Annotated in this window: 23 protein-coding genes; 10 read left to right on the top strand and 13 right to left on the bottom strand. The window is 38.2% G+C overall.

The features are described 5' to 3' along the window. Nucleotides 1-22: 22 nt before the first annotated feature. Nucleotides 23-379 carry a hypothetical protein gene (locus tag VB713_RS18135; protein WP_323312913.1) on the bottom strand — a complete coding sequence of 119 codons (357 nt, stop codon included), beginning with the start codon at nucleotides 377-379 and terminating at the stop codon, nucleotides 23-25. A gap of 402 nt (nucleotides 380-781) precedes the next feature. Here VB713_RS18135 and uvrB point away from each other — a divergent pair, with 402 nt between their 5' ends. After that, a complete protein-coding gene (uvrB, locus tag VB713_RS18130; protein ID WP_323312912.1) occupies nucleotides 782-2,779 on the top strand; it encodes an excinuclease ABC subunit UvrB in 1,998 nt (665 codons plus the stop codon). A gap of 24 nt (nucleotides 2,780-2,803) precedes the next feature. On the opposite strand, the gene VB713_RS18125 is transcribed toward uvrB, so the two are convergent. Both VB713_RS18125 and VB713_RS18120 read right to left on the bottom strand, forming a co-directional pair. Continuing rightward, the gene (locus VB713_RS18125; RefSeq protein ID WP_323312911.1) at nucleotides 2,804-3,412 is read right to left on the bottom strand and encodes a hypothetical protein; all 609 of its coding nucleotides are present in this window, start codon (nucleotides 3,410-3,412) and stop codon (nucleotides 2,804-2,806) included. Nucleotides 3,413-3,415: 3 nt separating this feature from the next. After that, a complete protein-coding gene (locus VB713_RS18120; RefSeq protein WP_323312910.1) occupies nucleotides 3,416-3,763 on the bottom strand; it encodes an STAS-like domain-containing protein in 348 nt (115 codons plus the stop codon). Between the two features lie 488 nt (nucleotides 3,764-4,251). On the opposite strand from VB713_RS18120, the gene cobO reads away from it, so the two are divergent. After that, entirely contained in the window at nucleotides 4,252-4,929 is a 678-nt protein-coding gene (gene cobO / locus VB713_RS18115; RefSeq protein ID WP_323312909.1) for a cob(I)yrinic acid a,c-diamide adenosyltransferase, read from the top strand. A gap of 207 nt (nucleotides 4,930-5,136) precedes the next feature. Here the strand turns inward: cobO and VB713_RS18110 are convergent, their stop codons facing one another. Together VB713_RS18110 and VB713_RS18105 are read right to left on the bottom strand one after the other, a co-directional pair. After that, the gene (locus VB713_RS18110; RefSeq protein ID WP_323312908.1) at nucleotides 5,137-6,234 is read right to left on the bottom strand and encodes an alkene reductase; all 1,098 of its coding nucleotides are present in this window, start codon (nucleotides 6,232-6,234) and stop codon (nucleotides 5,137-5,139) included. A gap of 566 nt (nucleotides 6,235-6,800) precedes the next feature. Then, on the bottom strand, nucleotides 6,801-7,526 hold the full coding sequence (locus tag VB713_RS18105) for a hypothetical protein (protein WP_323312907.1): 726 nt from the start codon (nucleotides 7,524-7,526) through the stop codon (nucleotides 6,801-6,803). 428 nt (nucleotides 7,527-7,954) lie between these two features. Here VB713_RS18105 and VB713_RS18100 point away from each other — a divergent pair, with 428 nt between their 5' ends. From VB713_RS18100 to VB713_RS18090, 3 genes are all read left to right on the top strand, one after another. Continuing rightward, nucleotides 7,955-8,404 (top strand): hypothetical protein, encoded by a 450-nt coding sequence (locus VB713_RS18100; protein WP_323312906.1) that lies wholly within the window; start codon nucleotides 7,955-7,957, stop codon nucleotides 8,402-8,404. 69 nt (nucleotides 8,405-8,473) lie between these two features. Further along, complete coding sequence (locus VB713_RS18095; RefSeq protein WP_323312905.1) at nucleotides 8,474-9,169, top strand: Uma2 family endonuclease; 696 nt, start codon at nucleotides 8,474-8,476, stop codon at nucleotides 9,167-9,169. Between the two features lie 46 nt (nucleotides 9,170-9,215). Next, entirely contained in the window at nucleotides 9,216-9,404 is a 189-nt protein-coding gene (locus tag VB713_RS18090; RefSeq protein ID WP_323312904.1) for a hypothetical protein, read from the top strand. 29 nt (nucleotides 9,405-9,433) lie between these two features. Here the strand turns inward: VB713_RS18090 and VB713_RS18085 are convergent, their stop codons facing one another. The 6 genes from VB713_RS18085 to VB713_RS18060 all read right to left on the bottom strand — a co-directional run bounded on the left by VB713_RS18085 (nucleotide 9,434) and on the right by VB713_RS18060 (nucleotide 16,903). Then, nucleotides 9,434-11,128, bottom strand: a complete 1,695-nt coding sequence (locus VB713_RS18085) for a tetratricopeptide repeat protein (protein WP_323312903.1) — start codon at nucleotides 11,126-11,128, stop codon at nucleotides 9,434-9,436. Continuing rightward, a complete protein-coding gene (locus tag VB713_RS18080; RefSeq protein WP_323312902.1) occupies nucleotides 11,088-12,431 on the bottom strand; it encodes a P-loop NTPase fold protein in 1,344 nt (447 codons plus the stop codon). The genes VB713_RS18085 and VB713_RS18080 overlap by 41 nt, the downstream gene beginning before the upstream one ends. A gap of 188 nt (nucleotides 12,432-12,619) precedes the next feature. Next, nucleotides 12,620-13,603 (bottom strand): RNA polymerase sigma factor, RpoD/SigA family, encoded by a 984-nt coding sequence (locus tag VB713_RS18075; RefSeq protein ID WP_323312901.1) that lies wholly within the window; start codon nucleotides 13,601-13,603, stop codon nucleotides 12,620-12,622. Nucleotides 13,604-14,146: 543 nt separating this feature from the next. Then, entirely contained in the window at nucleotides 14,147-15,877 is a 1,731-nt protein-coding gene (locus VB713_RS18070; RefSeq protein ID WP_323312900.1) for an ATP-binding protein, read from the bottom strand. Nucleotides 15,878-15,903: 26 nt separating this feature from the next. Further along, complete coding sequence (locus tag VB713_RS18065) at nucleotides 15,904-16,029, bottom strand: hypothetical protein (protein WP_323312899.1); 126 nt, start codon at nucleotides 16,027-16,029, stop codon at nucleotides 15,904-15,906. Between the two features lie 79 nt (nucleotides 16,030-16,108). Then, entirely contained in the window at nucleotides 16,109-16,903 is a 795-nt protein-coding gene (locus tag VB713_RS18060; RefSeq protein WP_323312898.1) for a glutathione S-transferase family protein, read from the bottom strand. An 878-nt stretch (nucleotides 16,904-17,781) separates the two neighbouring features. Between VB713_RS18060 and VB713_RS18055 the strand changes: the two genes are divergently transcribed. Beyond that, nucleotides 17,782-18,606 (top strand): fasciclin domain-containing protein, encoded by an 825-nt coding sequence (locus VB713_RS18055; protein ID WP_323312897.1) that lies wholly within the window; start codon nucleotides 17,782-17,784, stop codon nucleotides 18,604-18,606. A 324-nt stretch (nucleotides 18,607-18,930) separates the two neighbouring features. On the opposite strand, the gene VB713_RS18050 is transcribed toward VB713_RS18055, so the two are convergent. Beyond that, nucleotides 18,931-19,812 (bottom strand): hypothetical protein, encoded by an 882-nt coding sequence (locus VB713_RS18050; protein WP_323312896.1) that lies wholly within the window; start codon nucleotides 19,810-19,812, stop codon nucleotides 18,931-18,933. A 319-nt stretch (nucleotides 19,813-20,131) separates the two neighbouring features. Between VB713_RS18050 and VB713_RS18045 the strand changes: the two genes are divergently transcribed. From VB713_RS18045 to VB713_RS18035, 3 genes are all read left to right on the top strand, one after another. Then, nucleotides 20,132-20,812 carry a HEAT repeat domain-containing protein gene (locus VB713_RS18045; RefSeq protein ID WP_323312895.1) on the top strand — a complete coding sequence of 227 codons (681 nt, stop codon included), beginning with the start codon at nucleotides 20,132-20,134 and terminating at the stop codon, nucleotides 20,810-20,812. Between the two features lie 73 nt (nucleotides 20,813-20,885). Further along, the gene (locus VB713_RS18040) at nucleotides 20,886-21,458 is read left to right on the top strand and encodes a phycobiliprotein lyase (RefSeq protein WP_323312894.1); all 573 of its coding nucleotides are present in this window, start codon (nucleotides 20,886-20,888) and stop codon (nucleotides 21,456-21,458) included. A 149-nt stretch (nucleotides 21,459-21,607) separates the two neighbouring features. Next, entirely contained in the window at nucleotides 21,608-23,179 is a 1,572-nt protein-coding gene (locus tag VB713_RS18035; RefSeq protein WP_323312893.1) for a type II CAAX endopeptidase family protein, read from the top strand. Between the two features lie 38 nt (nucleotides 23,180-23,217). On the opposite strand, the gene VB713_RS28280 is transcribed toward VB713_RS18035, so the two are convergent. Then, on the bottom strand, nucleotides 23,218-23,535 hold the full coding sequence (locus VB713_RS28280) for a class I SAM-dependent methyltransferase (RefSeq protein ID WP_416242455.1): 318 nt from the start codon (nucleotides 23,533-23,535) through the stop codon (nucleotides 23,218-23,220). Nucleotides 23,536-23,697: 162 nt separating this feature from the next. Between VB713_RS28280 and VB713_RS18030 the strand changes: the two genes are divergently transcribed. Continuing rightward, nucleotides 23,698-25,776, top strand: a complete 2,079-nt coding sequence (locus VB713_RS18030) for a mechanosensitive ion channel family protein (protein ID WP_323312892.1) — start codon at nucleotides 23,698-23,700, stop codon at nucleotides 25,774-25,776. Nucleotides 25,777-26,103 lie beyond the last annotated feature (327 nt).

Here is a 26,103-nt window from a genome sequence, read left to right as displayed (position 1 = left end):
GATATGGGATTAATCTTAGTTCTTAGTCTAGAAATCCCATCAAAATTTCAGAATCATCAACGATATTGGGTGCAACTGGACGACTACCAAATACTGAATAGTTATCAGAAATTACTATTAAACTCGAACCAATTGGACGAATACCAGATAGGTTGATACTATCAACCGTTTGGAACGTGTTTGCACCTATAGGACGAATTCCCATAGCATTGTAGGTTTCCACTACTTCTAAATTACTTGTGCCAATAGGACGTAATCCCGCCATTGAGAATGTTTCTGCAACCTGCATATTGCTATTGGAACCATCTCCAGCAACTATGAGTGTCCCTTGAGAACCTTCTTCTGTATTCAAATTATTACCCTGGGTATTTTCTTCCACTTTTATGTCTCCTTTGCAGCTTAGGTGTTTTGTAAACTAACACCTTTTACTTATTACGTGAATTTTACAATAATTAAGGAAAGATGTATTTTCTCCTATATATGTGAGTGTAACCTTAAAAAACCTCATCTAGAGATAAGTTTATTTAAAACTGATACATAAGTAAATTTAAATGGTCAATTTTTGTAAAAAATATGACTTATGGACTATACAAATTGAACATAATATGTATCTACGATTTACTACTTCTCTGAATATACAAAGGTGTGTCAGATATAGAAAATCTGTTAATTGTGCTAAATTATAGGGTCTGAAACTTCCTCCAAAAACTCAGCACTCAGCACTCAGCACTCAGTCCTCGGTACTCGCTACTATGGAAGTGGGTATCTTCAGCAAAACTGTATGACGGAATTTAGTCTTCAAGCTCCCTTTAGTCCCACAGGGGATCAACCGCAAGCGATCGCACAACTTGTCTCTAGTCTTCAAGCGGGTAATCGTTACCAAACTTTACTGGGTGCGACGGGAACAGGTAAGACGTTTTCTATCGCCGCAGTGATTGAGAAAGTCGGTAAGCCGACCTTAGTCTTAGCACACAACAAAACCTTGGCTGCACAGCTATGTAACGAGTTGCGGGAATTTTTCCCTAATAACGCAGTTGAGTATTTTGTCAGCTATTACGACTATTATCAACCAGAAGCGTATATTCCCGTTACAGACACTTATATAGAGAAAACAGCGGCGATTAACGATGAGATCGATATGTTGCGACATTCCGCCACGCGATCGCTCTTTGAACGCCGTGATGTCATCGTCGTTGCTTCTATTAGCTGCATTTACGGCTTAGGAATGCCGGCAGAATACCTCAAAGCAGCCATTCCCCTACAAATAGGTAAAGAAGTTGACCAAAGGCAAATTCTGCGCGACTTAACATCTGTACAGTATAGCCGCAACGATATAGAAATGGGTCGGGGCAAATTTCGCGTCCGTGGTGATGTCTTAGAAATCGGACCCGCTTACGAAGACCGGATTATTCGCGTGGAATTTTTTGGGGATGAAATTGATGCAATTCGCTACATTGACCCTGTAACTGGGGAAATTCTCAGTAGTCTCGAATCAGTTAATATTTACCCAGCGCGTCACTTTGTCACCCCAGAAGAACGTTTAGGAGTTGCCTGTGAAGATATTTCCGCAGAATTAAAACAGCAAAAATTCACATTAGAAGAATTAGGCAAATTAGTTGAAGCACAACGCATAGACCAGCGCACACGCTACGATTTAGAAATGTTGCAAGAGGTCGGATATTGTAACGGCGTTGAAAACTATTCTCGTCATTTAGCTGGTAGACAAGCCGGCGAACCTCCAGAATGTTTAATTGACTATTTTCCTAAAGATTGGTTATTAGTAATTGATGAATCTCACGTTACAGTTCCGCAAATTCGGGGGATGTATAACGGCGACCAAGCAAGGAAAAAAGTTTTAATAGATCATGGTTTTCGCCTTCCTAGTGCGGCTGATAACCGTCCTTTAAAAGTAGAAGAGTTTTGGCAAAAAGCCAATCAATGTATTTTCGTTTCCGCAACTCCAGGACTTTGGGAATTAGAAATCTCTGGAGATAATATAGTCGAACAAGTTATCCGACCTACTGGAGTAGTAGATCCAGAAATCTTTGTTCGTCCCACAGAAGGACAAATTGATGATTTATTAGCAGAAATAAAAGATCGAGTTGACCGTAAAGAAAGAACGCTAATTACCACTTTAACCAAACGCATGGCGGAAGATTTGACCGAATATTTAGACGAGAGAGGAATTCGGATCAGATATTTGCATTCAGAAATTAATTCCATTCAACGCATAGAAATTTTACAAGATTTGCGAAATGGTATTTTTGATGTGTTAGTAGGTGTGAATTTATTGCGGGAAGGTTTAGATTTACCTGAAGTTTCTTTAGTAGCAATTATGGACGCAGATAAAGAAGGTTTCTTGCGGACTGAACGTTCCTTAATTCAAACTATTGGTCGTGCTGCGCGTCATATTCACGGGAAAGCCATCATGTATGCTGATAATTTAACAAAAAGCATGGTTAAAGCCATTGATGAAACCGATAGAAGAAGGGGAATTCAAACCGCACATAATAAACTGCACGGAATTACACCCCAACCAATTATAAAAAAATCGAGTAATGCAATTTTATCTTTTTTAGATGTATCCAGACGTTTAAATGCCACAGATTTAAAAGTTGTAGACGAACATATCAACGATCTCCCATTAGAGCAGATTCCAGAGTTGATTACCTTGTTAGAAGCACAAATGAAAGAAGCATCGAAAAAAATGGAATTTGAAGAAGCTGCAAAATTCCGCGATCGCATTAAACATCTGCGAGATAAAATGTTAGGTAGATAAAATAAATGTATAATTAACGCCTTACTAACTTCTTTTGCATAGCAGCATCTTGAATAACATATTTATTGCTAGTAAACACCTGAATACCTGGAACAACACTATAATCCATATCATCAGTAATAATCTTAACTGTTCCTGCTCCTGCTTTCTAATAGCTTCAAGCATCAGCAAATCATAACCATCAACTGCTTGAGTGGTAAATCGGTTAATAGCAGCATCAGTTGTTGCGTCATCTACTGTTAAATCAATAGGAATTGCAATTTTTTTGATTCGTCGCCAAGTAAACTGAACTTCAGCGACTACATTAGCTCTTTCTGTTGGATAATCATGACGGTATTTCTTAAAGTGTAAATGTCCATTAGATTGAACATAAATCTTATATTCTGTTTTCTCAATAATATGAGCAAGTTCAGCTAAAGTGAGTCCAGAATAAGTAAGAGTAGCTCCATTTGAAAGAGCTAGATTGATATAATTGGGATAGTTAGGATAATTGCTGAGTTGGTAACTATTAGCACCAAACCCAGCATTTCTATAAGTTTGCCAAAACCAGACGTTAGTATCTACAAAGAAAATATCACTTTGCTGTGGTGTATCAGTTTTGATATCTATGATATCAGCTTGAATAATTGCCATACCTTAAAAACTTCCAGCCATATCTGTAATCACCGTATCCACAGCATTACGATATTTTTCATCAGAGTAATATCGTTTAGCATTAGCCATTACGTGATTAATAACATCCGACCCATCTTCATTGAGAAAAGTGAATTCAAGCAATTGATTCAACTTCTCTGCTGGAATATCTTTTAACAATTGACCAAATGCAAAATTCACGAATGGAGATGCAAAAACTTTTACTCCTCTAAAATCTATCTTCACAGGATTACCAGTCAGCAAACATGAATGAATCTGATCATATAACTTCTGTCCACCATCAGCAGTGATGGCATATTTACCAACTATATCGTAAGCTTTATACATCATTGTCCTTATCTCCCTCTTTCTAGAGCTTCAGCTTCTTGAGTTTAGAAACTTCTGAAGCTAAATAGTAGTATTTTTGATCACATTGAAAGGCTATATCAACTAGCGTTCCCGAAAAATCAGTACAAATGCTTTCGTATTTATCTCTATTATTCCCTATATTGACGTAAATGTCTAATACCCAGTACCATTATTACAAATAACTACTTAAACGTTATAAGCCATAACATTTTTTGATAGCTTTTAGTGTAACCTGAATAGATATATGTAAATTATAATAATTGAAATCAACTTGTATAATATCAGGTTAATTTGATTAATTATTATATTTATGTGAGCAGGTAATTGTTATTAACAATAATAAAATATGCTATACTTATTCATACTATTAACTTACGGAAATGGCTTCACCAAATGCAGTTTGTTCATTTAATATTTTTTGGTGCGAAGGAAGCAAGTAATCATCCAAACTTAAATTTCTAACAGGGTTTATGAAAAACGACACACCAGAAGATTTAAATTCAGATCAAGAGATTTCGCGTTTGATTGATGAGGTCATGTCATCATCTCTGAGTGATGACCAGTATCGCCAAAAAATGCAGCGACGCAAAGAAGTCCAAGATAAACGTATAGCCAAAGCCATACCCGAAAAAGGTTTAATTATTGTCAATACCGGTAACGGTAAAGGTAAAACTACTGCGGCTTTAGGAATGGTCATGCGATCGCTCGGTCATGGTTATAAAGTAGCCATAGTACAATTCATCAAAGGAGCCTGGGAACCTTCTGAGAAGCGGGTTTTCAGCCATTGGTCAGAGCAATTAGAATTTCACGCAATGGGTGAAGGCTTTACCTGGGAAACTCAAGATCGCGATCGCGATTTGGATAAAGCCAGCGCAGCTTGGGATAAGTCATTAGAGTTTATCCGTAACCCCGATTTCAAACTCGTACTCTTGGATGAAATTAACATTGCTCTCAAACTAGGCTACTTACAAGTTGAGGAAGTAATAGCCGGTCTAGCCGAAAAACCAGATGATAAACACGTAATTCTCACAGGTAGAGGCGCACCACCTGCTTTAATTGAAAAAGCAGATTTAGTCACCGAAATGACTCTAGTTAAGCATCCTTTCCGCGATCAAGGCGTTAAAGCCCAAGCAGGAATTGAATATTGATCAATTCTCAATACCTTAGCCAAAAAAAAGAGCCTTGATAATTTCTGGCAAAACAAAACATACATAAACGTTTCGATAAAAGGTAGTTTGTCATCCCAAACCCTTATCCCACAATCGATACGTTAAAAAAACCTTTTAGGAAACCTTACAGGAATTTTTAGGGCTGATTGTTTTTGCCCAGCCTCTATGCACGGGTAGATATGCCGCTCAATTGAGTGGCGACAGGGTTTGATAGTCTATGTAGCCATGTTCACTACCACCATAGAACTCCCTCACATCAGCTTCGGTCAGAGGGGCATTGAGCCGTAGCCGAGCCACTAAGTCAGGGTTAGAGATGAACAGTCGTCCGAAAACTATGGCATCAGCCCGCCCGCTTTTAATTGCTTCATCACCTCGTTGTCGATCAAACCCACCCACAGCCAGCAGTGTTCCTTGGTAAACGGAACGTAAGAGATCAATGGGGTTGAAATTCGGTGCAGTCCCTCTGCTGTAACCTCGGTCATACCCGACGTGCAAGTATGCCAAACCCAGCGGATTGAGTGCTTTTGCGACATAAGTATAAGTTTCGGCAGGATCATCATCGAATGTGTCGTTGACTGTGAAGCCGGGGGCGATCTTGACCCCAATCCGCTCTGCTCCTCGGACGCTACAAAGAGCATTGACTACTTCGAGCGTGAAGCGAGTTCGATTCTCCAATGTGCCACCATAGGCATCCGTGCGTTTATTGGAGCCGCCGATTTGGAACTGGTTGGGGAGATATCCAGTTGCTGCATGAAGTTCCACGCCATCGAAACCTGCTTCAATAGAAAGTTCCGCTGATCTGCGGTACTCCTCTACTATTTCGGGTATTTCCTCCAACTCTAAAGGACGGGGTGTCTCGAAAGGGACTTTGCTATCCCAAGTGTGAACTTCTTCAGACACCACCGGGATAGCCGAAGGTGCGATCGGCCGAGCATGGTTAGGTAATAGGGAGGAGTGCGACACTCGTCCAGCGTGCATCAGTTGCACAAATATCCGACCTCCAGCAGCATGAACTGCATCTGTCACTTTTCTCCAGTCTCTAACCTGCTCCTCGTTGTGCAGCCCAGGACAGGTTGTGTAACCCCGCCCCATCGGAGAAGGATGTGTTCCTTCTGTAATGATGAGTCCAGCCGAAGCCCGCTGCCTGTAGTATTCGACCATTAGAGGGGTAGGTACACAGTCAGTAGTAGCCCGGAGACGTGTCATGGGAGACATAATGATCCGGTTGGGAAGGTCAAGCGAACCTAGTCTAACTGGCGTGAACAGTCCTGATTTTTCTGGCATTGGCATTTTTCCTCTTCTATACTGCAAACGGGTAAAATCTGGACTTATGTCATACTGTATTCCTGACGGGAGCGTATACTCCTACGTCGTTACGCAAGCTATAGCCATACGTAACGTAGTGCAGCACGCTACGTGAATACTTCGTACCCTGCGGGAAGCAAGCTACAGAATGAAACTTTTAACCAGTTTTTAGTATAGAACTATTACACTGCGGAGGTAAACTTATGTAGGGTTTGCTGTTCGCGGAGCGTGCCGTTAGGCATATAAAGCAAAAACCTATATATAGCATTTCCTAGTCTAATGAAGTACAAAATTATCTGCGTTTATCTGCGTCCATCTGCGTTTAATTATTACTGCTTGTACCTCACTTGAATGGGAATTGCTATATATCAATAGTTTGAAGGTTAAAAATGTAAATAAGGTGCAAGAAATAAGCGTTGACACCATCAAAAACCTATCACTTGACCAGATTCAAGACTATTCTTACCTCCTTCTTTCTCTTGACTCCTGACTCCTGAATTCTTACGCGTTATCTAGAAACCTTGTCAAGAAATTCCATCAAACATTTACTGATTGCCACCATTAACATCTTGACTACACTCTTGCAAAATTTCTCTATCATTAGCACTTACAGCTTCTAGCTGATGATAATCCTGCAATGCTACAGAGTAAGCGTAAGTGATAGCATCTTCATCGTTTAATCTGGGTATTCTGCTGTTAGTTGACACTTGAGTTGCACCAAATTCACCTGGAGAACTAGTTACTGTCATCGCCAATTCCCCTGATTTAGCAATTGTTCCCTGAAAACAACTATACTCAGAACTCGGCATATATAATGCACCAGTCACCTTACCTTGTTGTTTCTGAAACACAATATAACCTTGTCCCAATTGGTTTGGTGTTGAGGACTGGCCATAGAGATAAATACCATCGCTTTCAGGGAAATTTACTCGTGATGTTCCCCCTAATTGTCTTGTCTTTGTGGTGATTGTCTGAATATTTTCGGAAATAATTTCCGATTCTAAGTCGTTACTATCTGTATTGTTAGCGCTGAGTTGACTTCTTTGATCTCTAATTTCTCTCAGTCGCGCCAAAATAGGAGTTTTCTCACTACTCTGAATTTGATTTTGAGAACTTGGTAAACTAGCCGCTATCACAGTAGAAGATTTCAGGTTAATTTTCGTTTGCTCACCGATCACACTCAAGCCTAAAATACCAAAAGTGATCAGCACGCCAACAACAGGAAATTTTAACTGACGTGAGGTAATGAATTTAGAAATATTGTTAAGCACCTGATTTCTCCTGTAATAAAGCTAACTACTTCTCTCTAATTTCCTTAAATCTTAACTAAACACTGGCACTGTGCGATTCCCTCAAAGGTTTTATATATAGAATCTGGTTTAAAAAATGAAGTTTTTATAGATTTTTGCTAATAATGTGAACAATATCATCATTTGATAAATTTACGCTTCAGCCGATTAATTCACTCATTTGGGGGATGACAAATGTATTTTCAAAACTACCAATCAAATCTATATTGATATATAGCAAATTGCGATCATCGAGATTGCTCTCACAGTCTAATTTGCTTGGCTATTGTTAGCTACAACAGCAAACCTTGAGATTTCGGACGAGAAATGAAAAATATTGGGTAAGAAAAATATTCATCTCGAAAATGTAGTTAATTTCCACATTACTCAGTAATAACCCCAGATCAGTTATGCAACTCACTAACAACGAAATCCAAGCTATGCGGGAATTAATGCCCGATTATACCCCCGGACTAGAAGCACTAGATCAGTTAGAAAAGCACAACGGTAATATGGAAACGGCTTTTCAAGATTTATGGCGAGAAAAAAATGGTGCAGCCATGATGGTGGAAGGTAAGTCTCTGTGGGATATCACCCTCAAAAACTTGCGAAATGAACTTTGCGGCGATGATGGGTTTCGTGGTCAAATCAAGGAATACACGAAAAATCCCGGTAGTTCACCTCTACTCACCGGTTTGATAGTCTCCTTAGTGAGTTTAGCCTCAGCTAATGGCTTACCTCTAGATCCGGCGATCGCAACCGTTATAGTTTTGTATATCCTCAAAATAGGGGTAAATATCTTTTGCGATTATACAGAACCACCGACTACTAGTAGCAGAACTTTACCCCCAACATCATAATTGATTATATACGGGCGGGTTTTCCCGTCCTCTGCTGATTGTGTAAATTAATTCTTGGAGGTATAGCAAATGGTAATGCAGCGGCCACAAACTAACCCAACTCCTCAAATTTTACCATTAGAAAATGGCGATCGCTTATCACGCCATGAATTTGAGCGTCGTTATGCAGAAAGTCTCGATGTTAAAAAAGCTGAATTAATCGAAGGAGTAGTTTACGTGGCCTCACCCTTACGCTTTCAACGTCATGCAGAACCCCATGCTAAATTGATGATTTGGTTGGGAAATTATCAAATTCATACCCCTGGAATTAAACTAGGAATTGAACCCACCATTAGATTAGATCAAGATAATGAACCTCAACCCGATGGGGTTTTATTCATTGATGAAAGTTTGGGGGGAAAATCTCGAATTACCGATGATGATTATCTTGAAGGCGCACCGGAATTAGTTGCAGAAATCGCCGCTAGTAGTGCAGCTTATGATTTATATGATAAGAAAAAAGCCTATAAACGTAACGGCATTCAAGAATATATTGTTTGGCAGAGTTTAGAAAATAAATTAGATTGGTTTCAGTTACATGACAGTGAATATATATTACTGCAACCTGATACAGAGGGAATTATTAAAAGTCAAGTTATGCCCGGTTTATGGTTATCTGTCACGGCATTATTATCAAGTGATATGGTTAAGGTTTTAGAAGTATTACAAGCTGGATTAAATTCACCGGAACACACGGAATTTTCACGGCGTTTATCAGGTTCATGATAGAATTTTTACAATGTAATCAGAGAAATAGGCTTAAGCTAAAACTATGGAAAACCCTAACATTAAAACAGAAGCCCGAAAATTAATTGACAGATTACCTGACAATTTTACTTGGGATGATTTGATGTATGGGATTTATGTTAGGCAAGTAGTTGAGGCTGGACTTGCTGACAGTCAAGCTAATAGATTAATTTCTGTACAGGAAGTTAGGGCTAAGTTTGGATCACCAGAATAAAAGCAAACAAAACCACTTTATTTATTCCATCAATCTGGTAGTCTCTCTAAAATCTCCCTCGCAATATTCGCACGATATTCATCTTTATATTCAACATATATATCTAACGCTTTCTGCCAATTTTTTCTTGCTTCTGTAAAATCGTTCTGTGCTATTGCTAGTCTTCCTAAACAATGGTAGGTTAAGGCTTGAGCATATCTATCACCGTACTTGATTTTGATATCCAAAGCTTGTTGATAATAGTCCCGTGCTTGTTCATATTTTCCCAACTGTTGGGCTACCATTCCTAACTGATGGTATGATGCAGCTTGTTTGTAGTTATCTGCGTACTGTCTATAAATATTTAAAGATATTTGATAATAGTCCCGTGCTTCTTCATATTCTCCCAACTGTTGGGCAACTATTCCTAGCTCATGATATGTTGTGGCTTGTTCATAGGAACTTCCATTTTCACTATAGATATCTAAAGCTTGTTGATAATAGTATTTTGCCTGTTCATACTCTCCTAATTCTCTGGCTAAAATTCCCAATTGGTGGTATGTACTAGCTTGGGAATAGCGATTAACATATTCAATTTTGATATCCAATGCTTGCTGATAATAATATCTTGCTTGTTCGTATTCTCTTAATTGTTGAGAAGCACAGCCTAAATTATGGTATATATTAGCTTGGGCAACGTGACTACCTAATTCTTTTTCAATTTCTAAACACTGTTGATAATATTTTCTAGCTTCTGTAAACTGTTTTAAATCTAAATAAGCATTACCTAATTTAAATAAAGTATAAATTTCGCCATTGCGATTATTTAATTCCTGGGCAATATTTAACCCTTGTTGATAATAATCAATCGCTTTGTCCAACTTCTTTTCCTCAGCATAAGCATCACCGATTTTATTTAAAACCTTACATTGAAAATTAACATCTGCTAATTTTTCCGCAATTTGCGAAGCTTCTGCTAAATACTCTCTAGCTGTTTTAGGTTGATGATGACTAATGTATGCGGTTCCCAATTCCAATAAAATATTACTATACCTGCGTAAATTTCCATCAGTTGTTTGCTCACAGGTAGGCTTATATTCCATTAATAGACGTTGTAAAATTTCAATCCTTTCTTGTTTTTCCTGTGGTTCTACCCTATCAATTTCTATCTCAGCGTTTAAAGTTTGAGAAATAGCATTTTCTCTAGTTGTTTCTAAGGTTTTAAACCGAAATACACCAGAACTCCAAGCCCAAAAATCAGGGGCAAATTTAGCTAAACGATTAATAGCGTAATCTGGTAAAATAAATAAAATAGGATAAGGTACTGTTTTTTTATAAGAATCCCTAACAAAATTCAAATCTTGTAAAACTGGTGGATAGTCACCAGAAAGACCAATAGATTTTTCTAGCCCTTGAATTATTAAGACTAATTTTTTATTTGCATCTCTCTCAATTTTTGGTAGTTCCTGAATAATTGCATCTCGCAAAAACCGCAAGTTAGAATCAGCAAATTCGAGAACTACAAATTGAATATTTTCACATTGATAATTTGTTTGTAAAGCCTCAATTAATAACTCTTCATCTGGAGAAAAATTAATTTCAATAAATCCCAATGTAAACTTTTCCGAAAAACTAATAAAGGTTAATAATTCAGCCAAGTTTTCCTGATTTATGGCGATAAACTGACCTAATTCGGCATGAAAATCAGGGTGTAATTTTTGCCAGTGCTTTTTGGAAGAATTCATTTTGCTTCACCACTGGGTTAGGATAATTCCATCGGTTATCACCGTTGTATTCTAAAACAGACGTATTAAACAGCATTAACTGTCCAATTTCATCTTTACTCACATCTTTGTTAATACAAACTTGCGCTAATAATGGATAATGTTCTTCAGGAATAAATCTTTCAAAACTAAATTGTTGTTGCTTTACAGCATAAACAACATCTTCTAGCAAAATTTTAGGATTCTTCTTAGTACTGGCTGTTTGACAAGCAGACCTCATCATTTGCATGAGTTGACGCACATGGCCACCACTGGCTTTAGCTAATTCTAGCAATTCTGCACGGGAATTAAACACAGCATCAATATCTACCCGCTTTTCTACTAAACTCGCTATTGCTTGCAGTCCTACCTGATTATATTCTAAATTACAAATATTCCGGTCTAATTGGTATATGTTCACCATTGGCACAATGTGAGGATTACCATCAAACAAAGATAAGGGATTTTTCGGCGAACACAAAACAGAAATAGGAACTGTATAAATAATTGTACAATGCAGTTCTTGTAATTGGGCTGCATAATCCAAAAATAAATGATCGGCAACTCTAGGAGAAGTGCGATCTAAATTATCAAAAATAATCAATAATCCCTTAGAATCTGGGTATTTTTTCCGTAATTTAACATAAGCATCATCTAGTAATAAGTTAATATCTGCTTTGAGACGAGAGATGTCTTTTTCTAAAGTTTGGCGAATTGTAGTTTTTTGTTTATCCGAACCTTTAATTTGTGCCAATAATTTCACCATTAATTTAGCAATAAATGGCGCACCACCTTCTAAACTGGCTTCTGCTTCTACATTGACAGATTTTTCTACGCTTTCTTCATTTTCTTTAGTAATGTCTTTAAACCATGCTTCAAAACTATTTAACAATCTTTGATCAAACGTTAAACCTAGTTTTCTTAAAGCAAACTCAACTTGTTTGATTACAATTAAATATAAATCCGTATAATTAGCATCGTTAATATCTGTTTCTTCATTCACTTCTAAATAAATTACATGATAACTTTCCTCCCATAGCTTTTGAATGCGTTTTAATTCGGTGCTTTTACCAGAACCACGATGGCCAGTAAATAAAATAGTGCTGAAATTTGCTGCTTCCTGAAAGTCTAAAATTGTACTTACGCCGTCAACTGCTGAAGTTTTCCTCACTGCTGATAAATCAACATAATATTTTTCTATTTCTTCCCCTTCTAGCGGTTCTAAAGTACAAGCATTATAAGCAGACTTAAGAGTATTAGCACGTTGAAAATTAGGTTGATTCATAAATAAAATTATATTTTTAAGAATATCAATAGATTACTTTAAAAATACAAGTTTAGGAAAGTACAAATTCACTCTTTTTAACTCTTTGCGTCTCTGCGCCTCTGCGAGAGAAAAAAATTGCCCCCTGAAATCAGGAGGCATACAGCCAAAAGTCATCTTTTTTAACAAGCGGGCGCTTGTTTCGACTTTTAGCTGGCAACGTATTCTTTAACATTGGCTCGACGGCGGCGTAAATGTGCAAGAGCTTGATGCTCTAATTGACGGACACGTTCGCGGCTGAGGTTCAACCGTTCACCAACTTTTGCCAAAGACATTTCATTTCCATCTTCTAAACCAAAGCGCAGAGCCACAACTTCACGTTGTTGGGGTGTAAGTTCTGCTAACAGGTTATTGAGGTCTTGGCGCAAGAATTCTTGAGTGGTGTAATATTCTGGTGATGGACCATCATCTTCGAGCATTTCTTGCAGTTCGGTATCTTGGTTATCACCAACTCGTACATCTAAAGAAACTGGTTGACGTGCCATGTTCAGATACTCACGAATCTGAGCCGGTTCTAATTCCAGTTCTTTGGCGATTTCTGTTGGTGTTGGGGATCTTCCCAACTTTTGTGCCAATTCCCGTTGCACTTTTTTAATTTTGTTCAACTTTTCGGTAATATGGATAGGTAAGCGGATTGTTCGACCTTGTTGTGCGATCGCTCTCGTAATCGCTTGGCGAATCCACCAGTAAGCATAAGTCGAGAATTTATAACCCCGCATAGGATCAAATTTCTCTACTCCTCTCTCTAATCCCAAGGTTCCTTCCTGGATCAAATCCAGAAATTCCATATTTCGCTTCTGATACTTTTTCGCAATAGCTACAACCAAACGCAAATTGGCTTCAATCATTTTTTGCTTGGCTCGCTTACCTTGCGTTACCGTCTGCGTAACTTCGTTTTCAGATTGGTTAACATGAGTAGCCCACTCTGCTAAACTAGGTTCATGGCCTAGTTTTTTGGATAAAGCTTCTTTAGCGTCCAGCAAGGTCATCATTTGTTGCACTTGCTTCCCATATACAATCTCTTGTTCACGGGTTAGCAGCGGCACACGACCAATTTCCCGCAGATAGGTTCTCACCATATCAGCCGTGAATTTGGTATTGAGGTTTTCATTTTGGGTTTTAACAGTAGGCATTGGTGCGTTGTCCTCTACTCCCTAAACAAAATAAATATTTCTCAATTAGGGTGGATTGAGAAAGGTGGTATACACATCACTAAAAATTTGTGAAGTACCATAAGCGATTAATTTATATAGTCTTTTTTAGGACGATGCTATTTGGGAATGGGTTCCTCTACCCTCCCTCAATTATGGAAACTCTGTCGCAGCACACTGACTGGTTTTCAAGAATTCTTCTTTCCTTTTATTCACTGGCAGTAACTATCAAACACGAAGTCAGTATGAGTTTTACTTTTATGGTAGGGCAAATCTGGCGGATAGTAAATAGTAGCAGATCAAAACCCTCTACTATAAAGTAAAATAGTCTAGCTGCTAAAGTTTCTTAGGAAGTTCCTTAAAAAAGCTGACTATATCTATAGTGACCTTAAAAACCCCTCTTCTGTTGCTTACAAGTAGCCGGATAACCGAACTTATGAAGCTCCTTTAATGGAGGGATGTCACGAAATAGTAATGAGTGCTGATTGCTGAGTTTTGAGTAATTGGTAGATTTTTTGACAGTGGTTAAAAACCTAAATCAGCTTTAGCTAGTTCTGCGGCTGCGAAAACTTCTGCATCTGATTTTTCTTCCCAAATTTGGTCGCCAATTTCAGCGTAGAAAGCTGAATCATAAGGACGTGTACGCACAACTACTGGCATCGGCACGGCATGACCCAAAATTAGGGCTTGTTGCTTGGAATCTAACTTTGCTAATACTGATCGCAAAGCTCCAGCACCAGATACGCCCGTAAAAATGGCATCAATATCTTTTTCGTCGTTAAGCAAAGCAGTAATGCGAGTACCAATTTGGGACATAACTTCATTATCTATCCCCGACGGGCGTTGATCAACTACCAAAAGTGTGACAAAATATTTTCGCAGTTCTCTAGCTATAGTTCCAAAGATTGTACTTTGTACGACTCCTGGGTCAAGAAAGCGGTGTGCTTCCTCAATTGTAATCATTAATGGCATTGGCCGATCTAAAGGATTTTTACTTTGCAGAAACTTATCTGCTCTTTTGACATAATGTTCATGAATGCGTCTGGTGATCATATTCGTCACCAACATATAGGAGAGCATATTCGACTGGGAACCAAATTCTACCACAACATTTTTCCCAGCTTCTAGTGATTGTAAAATTTTACTGATATAGTTTTGGGGACAAACTGCCCGCATATATTTTAAACTATCTAAACGTAATAATTTCCGCTGTAAAGAAGTGATTGAACCTGGGTGTCCTGGCTTGTCATCACAAAACATTTTAATATCCTCACCAGTCATATTAAATAACTGGGGAATCCAAGATTTACCCAACTCGTTGAATAAGATATTTGCATTATCTAAAGCTGCATCTGAGAGTCCTAAATCTCTCCCACATAATTTAATATCTTCTACTTCAATTTGCTCATAGCTAAGAAATAGTTCTTGTGCGTCGCGTACACCCCTGCGTTTGGTTGATTCGGGATCAAGGGTATAAACTTCAACTTTACCGGGAAATAACTGTTTTAAACCTTTGACGGTGTTAACTTCTTTACCTTCAGCTACTGCTTCCCAGCCATATTCTGAGTGCATATCAAAGATTAAGTTAACAGCTGCATTTTTGCGAATGACACCAGCTAAAAGTAATCTTGTCAGGAAGGATTTACCGGTTCCAGATTTACCAAAAACGCCGTTACTCCGTTCCACAAACCGATTTAAATCAATACAAATCGGCACATCCATATCTAAGGGTTTACCGATAGAAAAGTTATTTCTGTGGGGGTCATCTTCCCAACCAAACACCTTACGAAAATCTTCTTCACTGGCTTCGTAAACTTGACTAAAGTGACTAGGAATGGTTTTTACAGGTAACAATTCCATCGTCGTGCTGGTTTGGGGTTGAAATGATGCTAAACCATTGGTAGAGGGAATAAAGGGATTTATAGATTTACCATTGCTGGAGAAGGAAGTTTCTTGAGATTCGGGGGTAAACATCAACATCGGTGCGAGGTTGATCATGCCATAAGTACCACTACCGGCTAAAACTTCTCGCAAAAATGTATCTTCCCAATTTGGAGGACTTGCAATAATCCGGGCATTTGCTGCGCTTAATGCTACATCAGTCAGCATACAGAAAAAGCGCGATCGCACTCCTTGTACTACTAAAAATTTACCCACCCGCATATCTTCTACAGAAATATCTGGATGTAATCTAACTTCTAACCCACCTGTAAGCGAACCTTGGATGACTGAACCTAGTGGTTGTGCTGAATTCATTTTTATTAGTTATTAGTTATTAGTCATTAGTCTTTGGTAATTGGTAATTGGTGATTGGTAATTGGTGATTGGTGATTGGTGATTGGTAATTGGTGATTGGTAATTGGTAATTGGTAATTGGTAATTGGTGATTGGGTTATTAACCTTCCCATCTTTCCTGTTCCCTGTTCCCTGTTCCCTGTTCCCTATTACCTATTACCTACCCATTACCCATCACCTATTACCTGTTATCTAATCAATTTGAATTGAAGTTGGTGCGCTTCCAGGAGCGGGAGGTTTACCTGATAATGGTTTTCTAAATTGGGTGTAGATGCGATCGCGCCAAGTGAAAAATGCTTCATAATCAGGATTATCTACTAAGACGGGCAATCCTTTACCTCTGAGGGATTCTGGTAAATCCAAATAAGGACCTTCTGGGAACTTCAATAATATAGACAAACCAGCGACTGTTAAATCAGCAATGCTGGGTTCATCTCCCAAGAGATAGGGACTATCTGCTAATAATTCTGTCAAAATTTCCAAATCTTGTTTTAGACTAGCGATCGCATCAGTAATTGCATCTGGACTGAAACCAACCCCAAAACCCAACATACTGAGGAAATCAGCCGGCACACCTTCAACCATGCTTTTGAAAATATCTGGTGTGGAAGCAGGTAATAAAGACTTACGGAAACTTTGATCTTGACTAATCGCGGCAAACAGTGCTTTTCTACCTTTAACACCGATTGACTCATCAGCCCACTCTTCTAGCAATAAAGCAGTAGCGCGTTTTTTGGGAGTTGTGGGTATCAGCGGACGTTCTGGATATTCTAAGTCAAGATATTTAGCGATCGCTGTTGAATCTACAATATATTTATGACCATCCTTCAAAACTGGAACTTGTTTTTGACCAGTTAAACGAAACAGTTCGACTTGTCCAATTCCTGGTGTAACCTCAATTTTGCGATACTCTAAACCTTTATAATCAAGGATGAGACGCACTTTTTCTGAATATTGAGATAGTTCCCACTGATATAATTCCAGCATATTCTATTCCTTGTAACTAACTTATTAGTTATTGATTTTACAATTCCATCTTTAGTATAATTAATTTTTTCATCATATTGAATCATTTGCTCTTTTTTATAATTAAATCTAGAGTTGAAATCTTGCCTTTTTTTTGCATAATCAATAATCACCTCGAAATAAATATATCTGAAATCATTAAATTTTTATATCAATCCATTAGACTAACTCTTAAATCTAATGCGTGAGCTTAATTCAGGCTATCAAATATTTGATTTTATGATTAATTATTAAATTATCCATATAGAATTTTGTGGTTGAATCATTTCCTAATTAAAAATTGTAGACATTAAATATAAAACCATAAATGTTGAATATACACAAATTTATTGTTTGTCAATAGCAGATATTTCTGCATATTTTGTAGTCAATTTTACTAAATTGTCATATTTTTCACACTACTGACATCTAAAATATAGGACTAAAACTGTGTTTCATACTCAATGTCAAATTGTACAGTACATCAGACTTAATAAATTGGTTAGTATCAATAGATTTTCGACACCTGACAAACCCTACTAGTATGCCAGTTACATAAATCTTGAAATACAATGAAATTGTCAGATCCTGCAATATCAACAGCTAATTGACCCAAACCTATTGCATAAACCTTCTAGAGAGGTTGTAGCAAGGTTTCTAGATTCTTTGTTACCAAATTTACATTAATTTTTGGCTAAATTCTGCTGATCATTTAGAGCAACCAATCTGTAAAACTTTATCTTAACAGCGCCAACTAAGTTTTTGCCAAAAAATAGACTTCCTGTTGTAGTTATATTTTGGGTTGGCAAAATGCTATAAGTTTTTATGTAGCTTGTTAAAAATGAAGACAAACCAAATTTATGAAGGCGAATTACAGCAAATTATTGACCAACCTCGCGGGAATACTAGGGGTAACTGGCTTCAGTCTCCTGGTAATCTTACCATCTAGAGCGAACGAAATCCTCAATCCTCATGCCAATATTTTCCCAGAAGCTGACCATAATCGCCATCAAAGCATACAAGCAAATTCTCCATCCATATCTGCTAACCTAGCTTTAACAACAGAAAAGGGCAACACTAAAAGTAAAACACAGATAGCCCAGAGCATGGGAAATGGCATTCTCAATCCTAGACCAAGCATTTTCAACGAACCTCCCTATAATGGTCGTACAGCACCTAGTGAAACACCACCAGTCAGACCAACTCAACCTGGAATAGAAACTCCAACAACCCCTGATACCCAACCACAACCAACCGAGACAACTGAAACTAAAAACGTTCTAGAAGTAGCGGAATCAGCAGGTTCTTTTACAATGCTCATCAAAGCTTTAGAAGCCGCTGGACTCACAGAAGTATTGCAAGGACAAGGGCCATTCACTATTTTTGCTCCCACTGATGCAGCTTTTGCCAAATTACCACAAGATGCTGTAGCAGACCTGTTAAAGCCAGAGAACAAAGAAGTATTGGTCAAGGTTTTAACTTATCATGTGGTAGGAGGGAAAGTCCTTTCCAGCGATTTAAAATCTGGTCAAGTTCCTAGTCTACAAGGTGATCCCATTACTGTAAAAATTGATCCTGCTAAAGGTGTATTTGTAAATGACGCTCAGGTCACTAAAGCAGATATTCCCGCAAGCAATGGTGTAATTCATGTAATTGATAATTTGATTTTGCCACCTAGTTTGTAGCAAAGAAACCCCTTGTAGATAAATTTTGCAAGGGGTTCTTAAATATGGGAAAATTCTCTTTTGCAAATGCAAATATTGAAAATTAACCGTATCTATTAATTTGCAATATTTCAAAATAAAGACTTGCTCAAGTTGATAAAATTGAAGAGATACTGTCTAGTTCTGAATTTATTATATTTGAAATTTTCAAAAAATGTGATTTTAACAATATCTATCACTGCAAATTATATCTTAAAATGATAGATAAATTATTAAATTATTTTGCTGACAACCCATGCACTTTTGTACATGAGTTAGGAGTTACAAGTATTTCGGAAATTAATATTACTTGGCTAATACCTGTTGCCCACGAATAATATATGTACCTACATTGCGGATTGCTTGAGTCGCATATTCATCATTTGGTCGGTTTTTTAATGCTGCTTGGAAATGATCCAGAGCTTTTTGATAATCTTCTCTTTCCGTAGCATCATAACCTAATCTCATCTGCTGATCATAAGCCTCTTCTGTTTGTGTTTGCTTTCCTTTGCCATTATTGAGACTATCTTTGGCATTCCAGTAAGCAATAGTGGCTTGTCTATCATTAGTGCGTTGGTAAAGCGCACTCCGAAAATAGTTCTTAGCCGTAGCGAAATCATTTCTTTGAGTGGCTGCATAACCCAATCTCATATAACGATCATAAGGTAATTCACCTGCATATAAAGTAGTAGTTGCCGTTACATCTGACGGAGAAGAAGGCTTTTGACCGCGATTTATATAAGTGGTGACATTTCTAATAGCTTGAGTCGCATAATAATCTCTGGGTCTTTCTTTAAGGGCGCGTTGAAAGTTGATTAATGCATTTTGATAGCTTTCTGCCTCTGTAGCATCGTAGCCCATTTCCATATATTTGTTATAGGATGTGTTAGAAGGAGTTTTATCTCCCTTCATTTCATTTCTAGCATTCCAATAAGCAATTGTGGCTTTCTGATCTTTGGGTGTTTCATATAATGCATATCGAAAGTATTGACTAGCTGTACGATAGTCTTTCCTTTGCATTGCTGCATACCCCAATCTCATGTATTGATCATAGGCTGACTCTGACTGATCTTGGTTAGTAATAACTGGAGGTGTTTGATAACCTGGTTCTTGTGCTTTTAATAATTGAGGATCTAGTAAATAAAAACTAGCAAGTGTTGCGACTGATATCAAAGTTTTTATTTTCATGTTTTTAATTTTCATATACCTACTCTATGTTGTGTTGAACTTATTTGTGATTTTTCATCCTTCATCAACCATAGCAATTTCTTCATTGGCAAACATCTACCATTGTTGATATATTCAGAATAGCGATTAACTTATTGGATAGATATATTTAACTATCTGTAGGCATATTGATTAGAAAAATATTTATATCGAAATGTATACCTAATCTAATTAGACTTTTCTTCATGCCGCGAAAAGTTAACCTTGGTATCAGGTTTGAGAATGGGAACTTCCGCATTACGTTAAAGTAAAGATAAGTAAAAATGTTTTGTAACCTAAAATGACTGCTCCAACCTTAGATATAATTTCTAGTCAGTTAGAAAGTCCAAATTTGCGCGATCGCATGGTAGCCCTGGCCAGCTTGCGCCATATATCCCCAGAAGATGCCGTACCTTTAATTAAAAAGGTCTTAGATGATGAATCCCTACAACTGCGCTCAATGGCAGTATTTGCCCTAGGTATCAAACAAACCCCAGAATGCTATCCCATCTTGGTGAGAATTTTAGAAAGTGACCCAGATTATGGTATCCGTGCTGATGCCGCTGGGGCTTTAGGATATTTAGGAGATAACAGAGCATTAGAAGCCCTATCACGGGCATTTTATGAAGATACCGACTGGCTAGTGAGATTTAGTGCCGCAGTATCTCTCGGTAATATTAAAGACCCCCGCGCCCGGACAATCCTCATTCAAGCACTAGATAGCGAAGAAGTCGTCATCCAGCAAGCTGCTATTTCCGCTTTGGGAGAAATCAAATCCATTGACTCTGTAGATAATATCCTGCGCTTTGCCCAAGCAGAGGATTGGTTAGTGCGGCAACGTCTAGCTGAAGCTTTAGGCAATCTGCCCACACCTAAGAGTATCTCAGCTTTGAAATACCTGCAAAAAGACAGTCATCCCCATGTTGCTGAAGCTGCGAGAATTTCTCTCACAAGACTTGAAGAAATAGACAAGCAAGTTTAAGATAAACGGCTCCTGCTAGATTTTAATAATAAAAGTAGGATTGTTAGAATTTTGATACAGGATCATTTGATTCATGAATATTGAAGAATTTTTTGAGTTAAGTGCTGGTAAATGGTTTTCTCATCGCACCAGTCACCATCTGGCTTTTAAGCAATCAGAAGATGGTAAATCAGATATCGTAATTGAAATGCTGGCCGCAGATCATCCAGAAGTGATCAAATTGTGTCAACAGTATGAAATTGAACCTAGTACAGCTTCCTGTGGTGCGCGAGTTACCTGGAACGGCACAATGGAATGGGACGAAGAAAAACACCAAGGTTCTACCGTGTTAGCCACCGTTCCTGATACAGATAACCCAGATGAAGGTAAATTACTGCGGGAAATGGGTTATGCAGAAAAAGCCCCCGTTGCTGGCAGCTATAAAATGGGCAATGATGGCGCTCTTACCCTAATTACTGAATATGAAACCATGTGGTCTGAAGAACGCTTGTGGTTTGCTAGTCCCAATTTACGGATGCGGGTAAGTGTCCTGAAGCGGTTTGGTGGGTTTAGTATGGCTTCTTTTACTTCAGAAATTCGTATGGGTAGTACACCAGCTGCCAAAGCTGCTGAGGCTGCTAATGCAGTTAATGCACCCGCAAGCTAAAACAGTTCTGAGTGCTGAGTAACAAGTTTTGTGTACTTAGCACTCCTGCTGCCCCCTACCTCCTGAGATCAAATCTACCCAATCCCCCCGACTAGCTTATAATTTCCAAGGGGCGTATGCTCTCCACTGGATAAGTCAAAGGGGGATAGATGACACTTAAGCGGTTGCTGTTAATTGGGCTGACATTGTTTGCACTCATGTTGTCCGGCTTGTCTTTATTTGGTAGCTGGCAAAAACCTCAGTTCCAAAGTCGCTTGGAATTATACCAAACCAATATTGTCTTACAAGCCCAAGCATGGCAGCCAGAGGATAGCAACAACGAGAATTTTCTTGCAATTCGGGCAGCGATACTGGGTGATAAACCCCTAGAAGGTGCTACCAAGCAATATCAACAAGCGCGTGAGTCTGTTCAAACTAATTTGGACAAAGCCGAAATTAAATTAGCAAAATTGCTACTGCCGGATATTACATCTGTCACACCTCCCAAACCCTTACCAAACGACCCTCTTGATACCAAACCCTCTCTTCAAGAACAGCAGCAACAGTTAGAGAAGTCTGTTAAACAACTGCAAAAATTGCAGGATGAATTAGACTTGCGGCTAGGAATCTTACAAGTCAAACAAGGACAAACAGAAAACGCCATTGCAACTTGGAGTGAAGTAAAGCAACACTCAGATATCAAACCAGAATTGAGCGAAATAGCTCAGGTATTAAATGGAATTTGGAGTAACCCCCCTCGTTTACTCCCCAATGCTCAACAACTCATTCAAAAGAATTTAGAAGGTTGGTTTCAATCCACTGCATTGATTCAGCTATACCAACTCCAACAACGTGAAGATGTTCTAGCCGATGTTCAAGCTGCTCAACAAGCTGCTGCTACTGACGCAGTATGGAAATTAGCAATAATTGCCACTATTCCCAGTTTTACGGCGTTAATTGGTGTAATACTGCTGGTGGCCTTGTTGATTCAGCGTTTACTGAAGGGAAAAGAGTCTATATTAGCTGAAAATAGTGACAAGCCTTGGATTACTCCTTGGAATGCAGAAATAATCTTACAGGTTTTTGTTCTGGGATTTTTCCTGATGGGACAATTATTCATACCTGCAATTTTAAACACCTTACCGATTCCTCGTCGCACAGGTAATGCACGAGTCCAGGCTTTTTCTGTGTTGGTGAGTTACTTGCTGGTTGCATTCGGGGCGCTGTCAGTGCTTTATTTCTCCATTAGGCGCTATTTACCCCTCTCAGAAGACTGGTTTCGCTTCCGTTTTCAAAGTAATTGGTTTCTGTGGGGATTGGGTGGCTACTGCACCGCTTTACCGATTGTGGTGGTAGTATCGTTGATTAATCAACAAATATGGCAAGGACAAGGTGGCAGTAATCCATTGTTGCAACTGGCGCTAGAAAGTAAAGATAATGTCGCATTGGGGATATTTTTCTTTACTGCTGGTATAGCTGCACCATTTTTTGAAGAATTTCTGTTTCGGGGGTTTTTGTTGCCCTCTCTAACTCGTTACATTCCAGTTTGGGCATCCATTATCGCAAGTAGCTTGTTATTTGCGGCTGCTCACCTGAGCCTATCGGAAATTCTGCCTCTCACTGCCTTGGGCATGGTATTAGGAATAGTTTACACGCGATCGCGCAATCTCCTCGCCCCCATGCTTCTCCACAGTCTCTGGAATAGCGGCACATTACTCAGTTTGTTTCTTTTAGGCCAGTAGCTCAACTTAAATTAGGGCTTGTGGAAAAAGTCTTTTCGTCAGGAGTCAGGAGGAAGAATATTTTTCTCTACTAAAAGTCCCGGTTCTCTGAGAGCTTTCATATAGGATTCTTGACTGAAAGTAGGTTCAAATAGTAGCCGTTCATATACATAATGATGAGCCGTGGCACTAATTTCTAATTTTGGCGTGACTAGATCATCAAATAGTAAAGTACCACCTTCTTTTAAGACTCGATAAATCTCTTTTAATGCTGCATGACGATCATAAATGTGATATAAGGTGGCTTGACTCCAAATATGAGTAAATTCACCATCTGTAAAAGGTAAATTAGTCGCAGAAGTTTTATGAAAAGATATTTTCAGTGTTTAACTATTTTGGCATTTTTGCTGAAGAAAAGTTAAGATATCTGTTTTTATATAACACCTCATCTGTAATTTTCCTGAACACAGATTATTATATAGCTTGATTTTATGACTTACAATCATCAGCTTTATATGTAAATCACCAGGAAAAAGTTCATGCGCTATCGAGTTCGTGGTATTGTTTTAGTTGTTGTAGTATGTGCATTTGCATTATGGACTACACCGGCAAGAACGCAAGAAAAAACATCAGAAGAACCAAAAGCAGAAAAAATTCAACCTGTTGCTAGTGGAGACCCTAAATTTGCAGTTACAACTCAAGATCCGACAGTTCCTGTTGATGAACTGGAATTATTAGTTAAACCATTAACTTTAGAAGAACTGCAAAATGAATCAGCAGCTTGGCTGATATTACTAAAAGATAAAGTTCAAAAAATTAGTAATGCAGAAATAGCTATTAAACGGCAAAATCAAAGCATTAATAAGCAGAAGGAAGCATCTGACTCTTTAGACAAGTCACAGGAAGCTCTTAAATCAGCAGAAGAACAACTCAAGACGGCAACTCCTGGTTCTCCAGAATATGAAGAAGCTACCAAAAAAGTAGAAGAAGCCAAACAAAATCTGCAAAAGGGGCAGGAATCTATTCAGGAGGCTAAAGAGGCTAAACAGGATATTCAGACAGATAATACCTTAAAAGAGGCCATAGAAAATGCTAAAGAAACAGGAGAATTAGATAAAGCTAAAGAAGCATTAGATAAAGCTAAAAAAGAGCGAGAAGCATTAACTTCTGGTTCATTAGCTTATGATAATGCTACAAAAAAGATTGATAAATTAGATGCAGCAATAAAAGCTTTTGAAGAAGCCCAAACAAAGGGAAAAGAATTTGTTCCTGATTCACCGGAATTTAAAGAAGCAACTAAAAAGCTAGATGCAGCCAAAAAAAATCTCAAACAAGTACGGGAAGAAATAGAAGGGATTAAAACCCCAGATGCTACCAAACAATCTTCCCAAGAATTAAATAAAGCTGCAACTGCTTTAGATAACACCAAAATCGAAGGTGATGGTAGCACAAAAGTTGCTGGATCAATTGAGACTGTTAACGATAAAGACAATCTCAAAACCAAGGGAGAAAAACTAGAAAAAGCCGCAGAACAATTAGATAAAAATGCGGACGCAGAAGCGAAATTAAAAAATCAACTCGTAGCTAACGTTACAGAACTGCAATCAGATCGAACAGCCATAGTTGATAGATTCAAAATTGTTCTAGCAGAATTAGAACGCAAAGGAGGAGATCCTAAAGCTTATCAACAATATATCGAAGCTATTAGCATAGTTGCAGTTGATTTAAAGGATTCTGAAGGTGCATTAGTTCGACTAGTTAGTTGGATTAAATCGGGAGAAGGTGGCTTACGCTGGGCGACAAACATCGGTAAATTTGTAGGTATTGTGATTGCCTCTACCATTGTTTCTCAGATTCTAGGAATTATCCTCAATCGCTCTTTAAAACGGATTGGAGGTACATCTGAGCTATTGCGTCACTTTACAGTCATGGTTGTCAAACGTGGTGGTATAGTCGTCGGTGTAATGTTGGCACTGACAGCACTAGAAGTCAGCCTTGGTCCAATTTTAGCCTTGCTTGGAGGTGCGAGTTTCGTTTTAGCTTTTGCCCTGCAAAGCAATTTGGGGAACTTTGCCAGTGGTTTGATGATTATGTTTAACAAACCCTTTGATATTGGTGATGAAGTAAAAGTTGATGGTATTTGGGGTTATGTAGATTCTATTTCTCTAGCAAATACCAAAATTAAAGGTTTTGCAGGTCAGATGTATGTGATCCCCAATAATAATGTTTGGGGGGGAATGATAGAAAATCTGACTTATGCAGAAATCCGTAAAGTATCGATTTGGTTACGGATTAGCTTTAATGAAGATTTAGAACACATCCAAAAATTGTTGGTGGAAATTATTAAATCCCACCCGAAAATTCTTCAAGACCCCAAACCAGGAAAATTTCTCTGGTCAGTTGAAGATTACTATTTTTCTATAGGTGTAAGTGGCTGGACTACAACAGATGATTTTTGGGGAGTTCATGAAGATGTGATTCAGATGATTCAGGAACGGTTTAAGCAAGAAAATATCCAGATGTCAGCAATACCTGAACGCAACCTTAATTTCGGGCAGAAATTAAATCAAATACCTTATCCTGTTATGGAAAAAATGACAGAATATATCCCAGAATAGATACCTCTAAGCAGTTAGCAAATTCTGCAATTAGACATCTATTAAAAAATGTAGAGACGTTGTATGTAACGTCTCTTTTTTTTAGCTTATGTCGATGATTTTTTCTCCCTTCCCGACAATTCGCATTCGCACTGAGGTAATTGATCAAGAATGGGTAAAAATGATTAAGATTTCTATGAAAATTAAATAACCTGCTACGCAGCTAGTTTTTTAACTGTCTCTGATGAAACAGTAGTATTTGTAAATACTGAGACTTGATAAAGTCAACAAATTATATACTAAAAACGGGTTAAAAGTGTCATTCTGTAGCTTGCTTCCCGTAGGGTA

It is taken from the genome of Anabaena cylindrica UHCC 0172, assembly GCF_034931625.1.
In the GTDB taxonomy this organism is placed as follows: domain Bacteria; phylum Cyanobacteriota; class Cyanobacteriia; order Cyanobacteriales; family Nostocaceae; genus Anabaena; species Anabaena cylindrica_A.
The sequence above is the reverse complement of the archived record's forward strand: the minus strand, read 5'-3'. Positions and strand labels throughout refer to the sequence as shown.

Coding starts and splice junctions, on each gene's coding strand:
- uvrB (WP_323312912.1), top strand. CDS start 782: ATGACGGAATTTAGTCTTCAAGCTCCCTTTAGTCCCACAGGGGATCAA.
- VB713_RS18125 (WP_323312911.1), bottom strand. CDS start 3,412: ATGGCAATTATTCAAGCTGATATCATAGATATCAAAACTGATACACCA.
- VB713_RS18120 (WP_323312910.1), bottom strand. CDS start 3,763: ATGATGTATAAAGCTTACGATATAGTTGGTAAATATGCCATCACTGCT.
- cobO (WP_323312909.1), top strand. CDS start 4,252: ATGAAAAACGACACACCAGAAGATTTAAATTCAGATCAAGAGATTTCG.
- VB713_RS18110 (WP_323312908.1), bottom strand. CDS start 6,234: ATGCCAGAAAAATCAGGACTGTTCACGCCAGTTAGACTAGGTTCGCTT.
- VB713_RS18100 (WP_323312906.1), top strand. CDS start 7,955: ATGCAACTCACTAACAACGAAATCCAAGCTATGCGGGAATTAATGCCC.
- VB713_RS18095 (WP_323312905.1), top strand. CDS start 8,474: ATGGTAATGCAGCGGCCACAAACTAACCCAACTCCTCAAATTTTACCA.
- VB713_RS18090 (WP_323312904.1), top strand. CDS start 9,216: ATGGAAAACCCTAACATTAAAACAGAAGCCCGAAAATTAATTGACAGA.
- VB713_RS18085 (WP_323312903.1), bottom strand. CDS start 11,128: ATGAATTCTTCCAAAAAGCACTGGCAAAAATTACACCCTGATTTTCAT.
- VB713_RS18080 (WP_323312902.1), bottom strand. CDS start 12,431: ATGAATCAACCTAATTTTCAACGTGCTAATACTCTTAAGTCTGCTTAT.
- VB713_RS18075 (WP_323312901.1), bottom strand. CDS start 13,603: ATGCCTACTGTTAAAACCCAAAATGAAAACCTCAATACCAAATTCACG.
- VB713_RS18070 (WP_323312900.1), bottom strand. CDS start 15,877: ATGAATTCAGCACAACCACTAGGTTCAGTCATCCAAGGTTCGCTTACA.
- VB713_RS18065 (WP_323312899.1), bottom strand. CDS start 16,029: ATGGGAAGGTTAATAACCCAATCACCAATTACCAATTACCAATTACCA.
- VB713_RS18060 (WP_323312898.1), bottom strand. CDS start 16,903: ATGCTGGAATTATATCAGTGGGAACTATCTCAATATTCAGAAAAAGTG.
- VB713_RS18055 (WP_323312897.1), top strand. CDS start 17,782: ATGAAGGCGAATTACAGCAAATTATTGACCAACCTCGCGGGAATACTA.
- VB713_RS18050 (WP_323312896.1), bottom strand. CDS start 19,812: ATGAAAATAAAAACTTTGATATCAGTCGCAACACTTGCTAGTTTTTAT.
- VB713_RS18045 (WP_323312895.1), top strand. CDS start 20,132: ATGACTGCTCCAACCTTAGATATAATTTCTAGTCAGTTAGAAAGTCCA.
- VB713_RS18040 (WP_323312894.1), top strand. CDS start 20,886: ATGAATATTGAAGAATTTTTTGAGTTAAGTGCTGGTAAATGGTTTTCT.
- VB713_RS18035 (WP_323312893.1), top strand. CDS start 21,608: ATGACACTTAAGCGGTTGCTGTTAATTGGGCTGACATTGTTTGCACTC.
- VB713_RS18030 (WP_323312892.1), top strand. CDS start 23,698: ATGCGCTATCGAGTTCGTGGTATTGTTTTAGTTGTTGTAGTATGTGCA.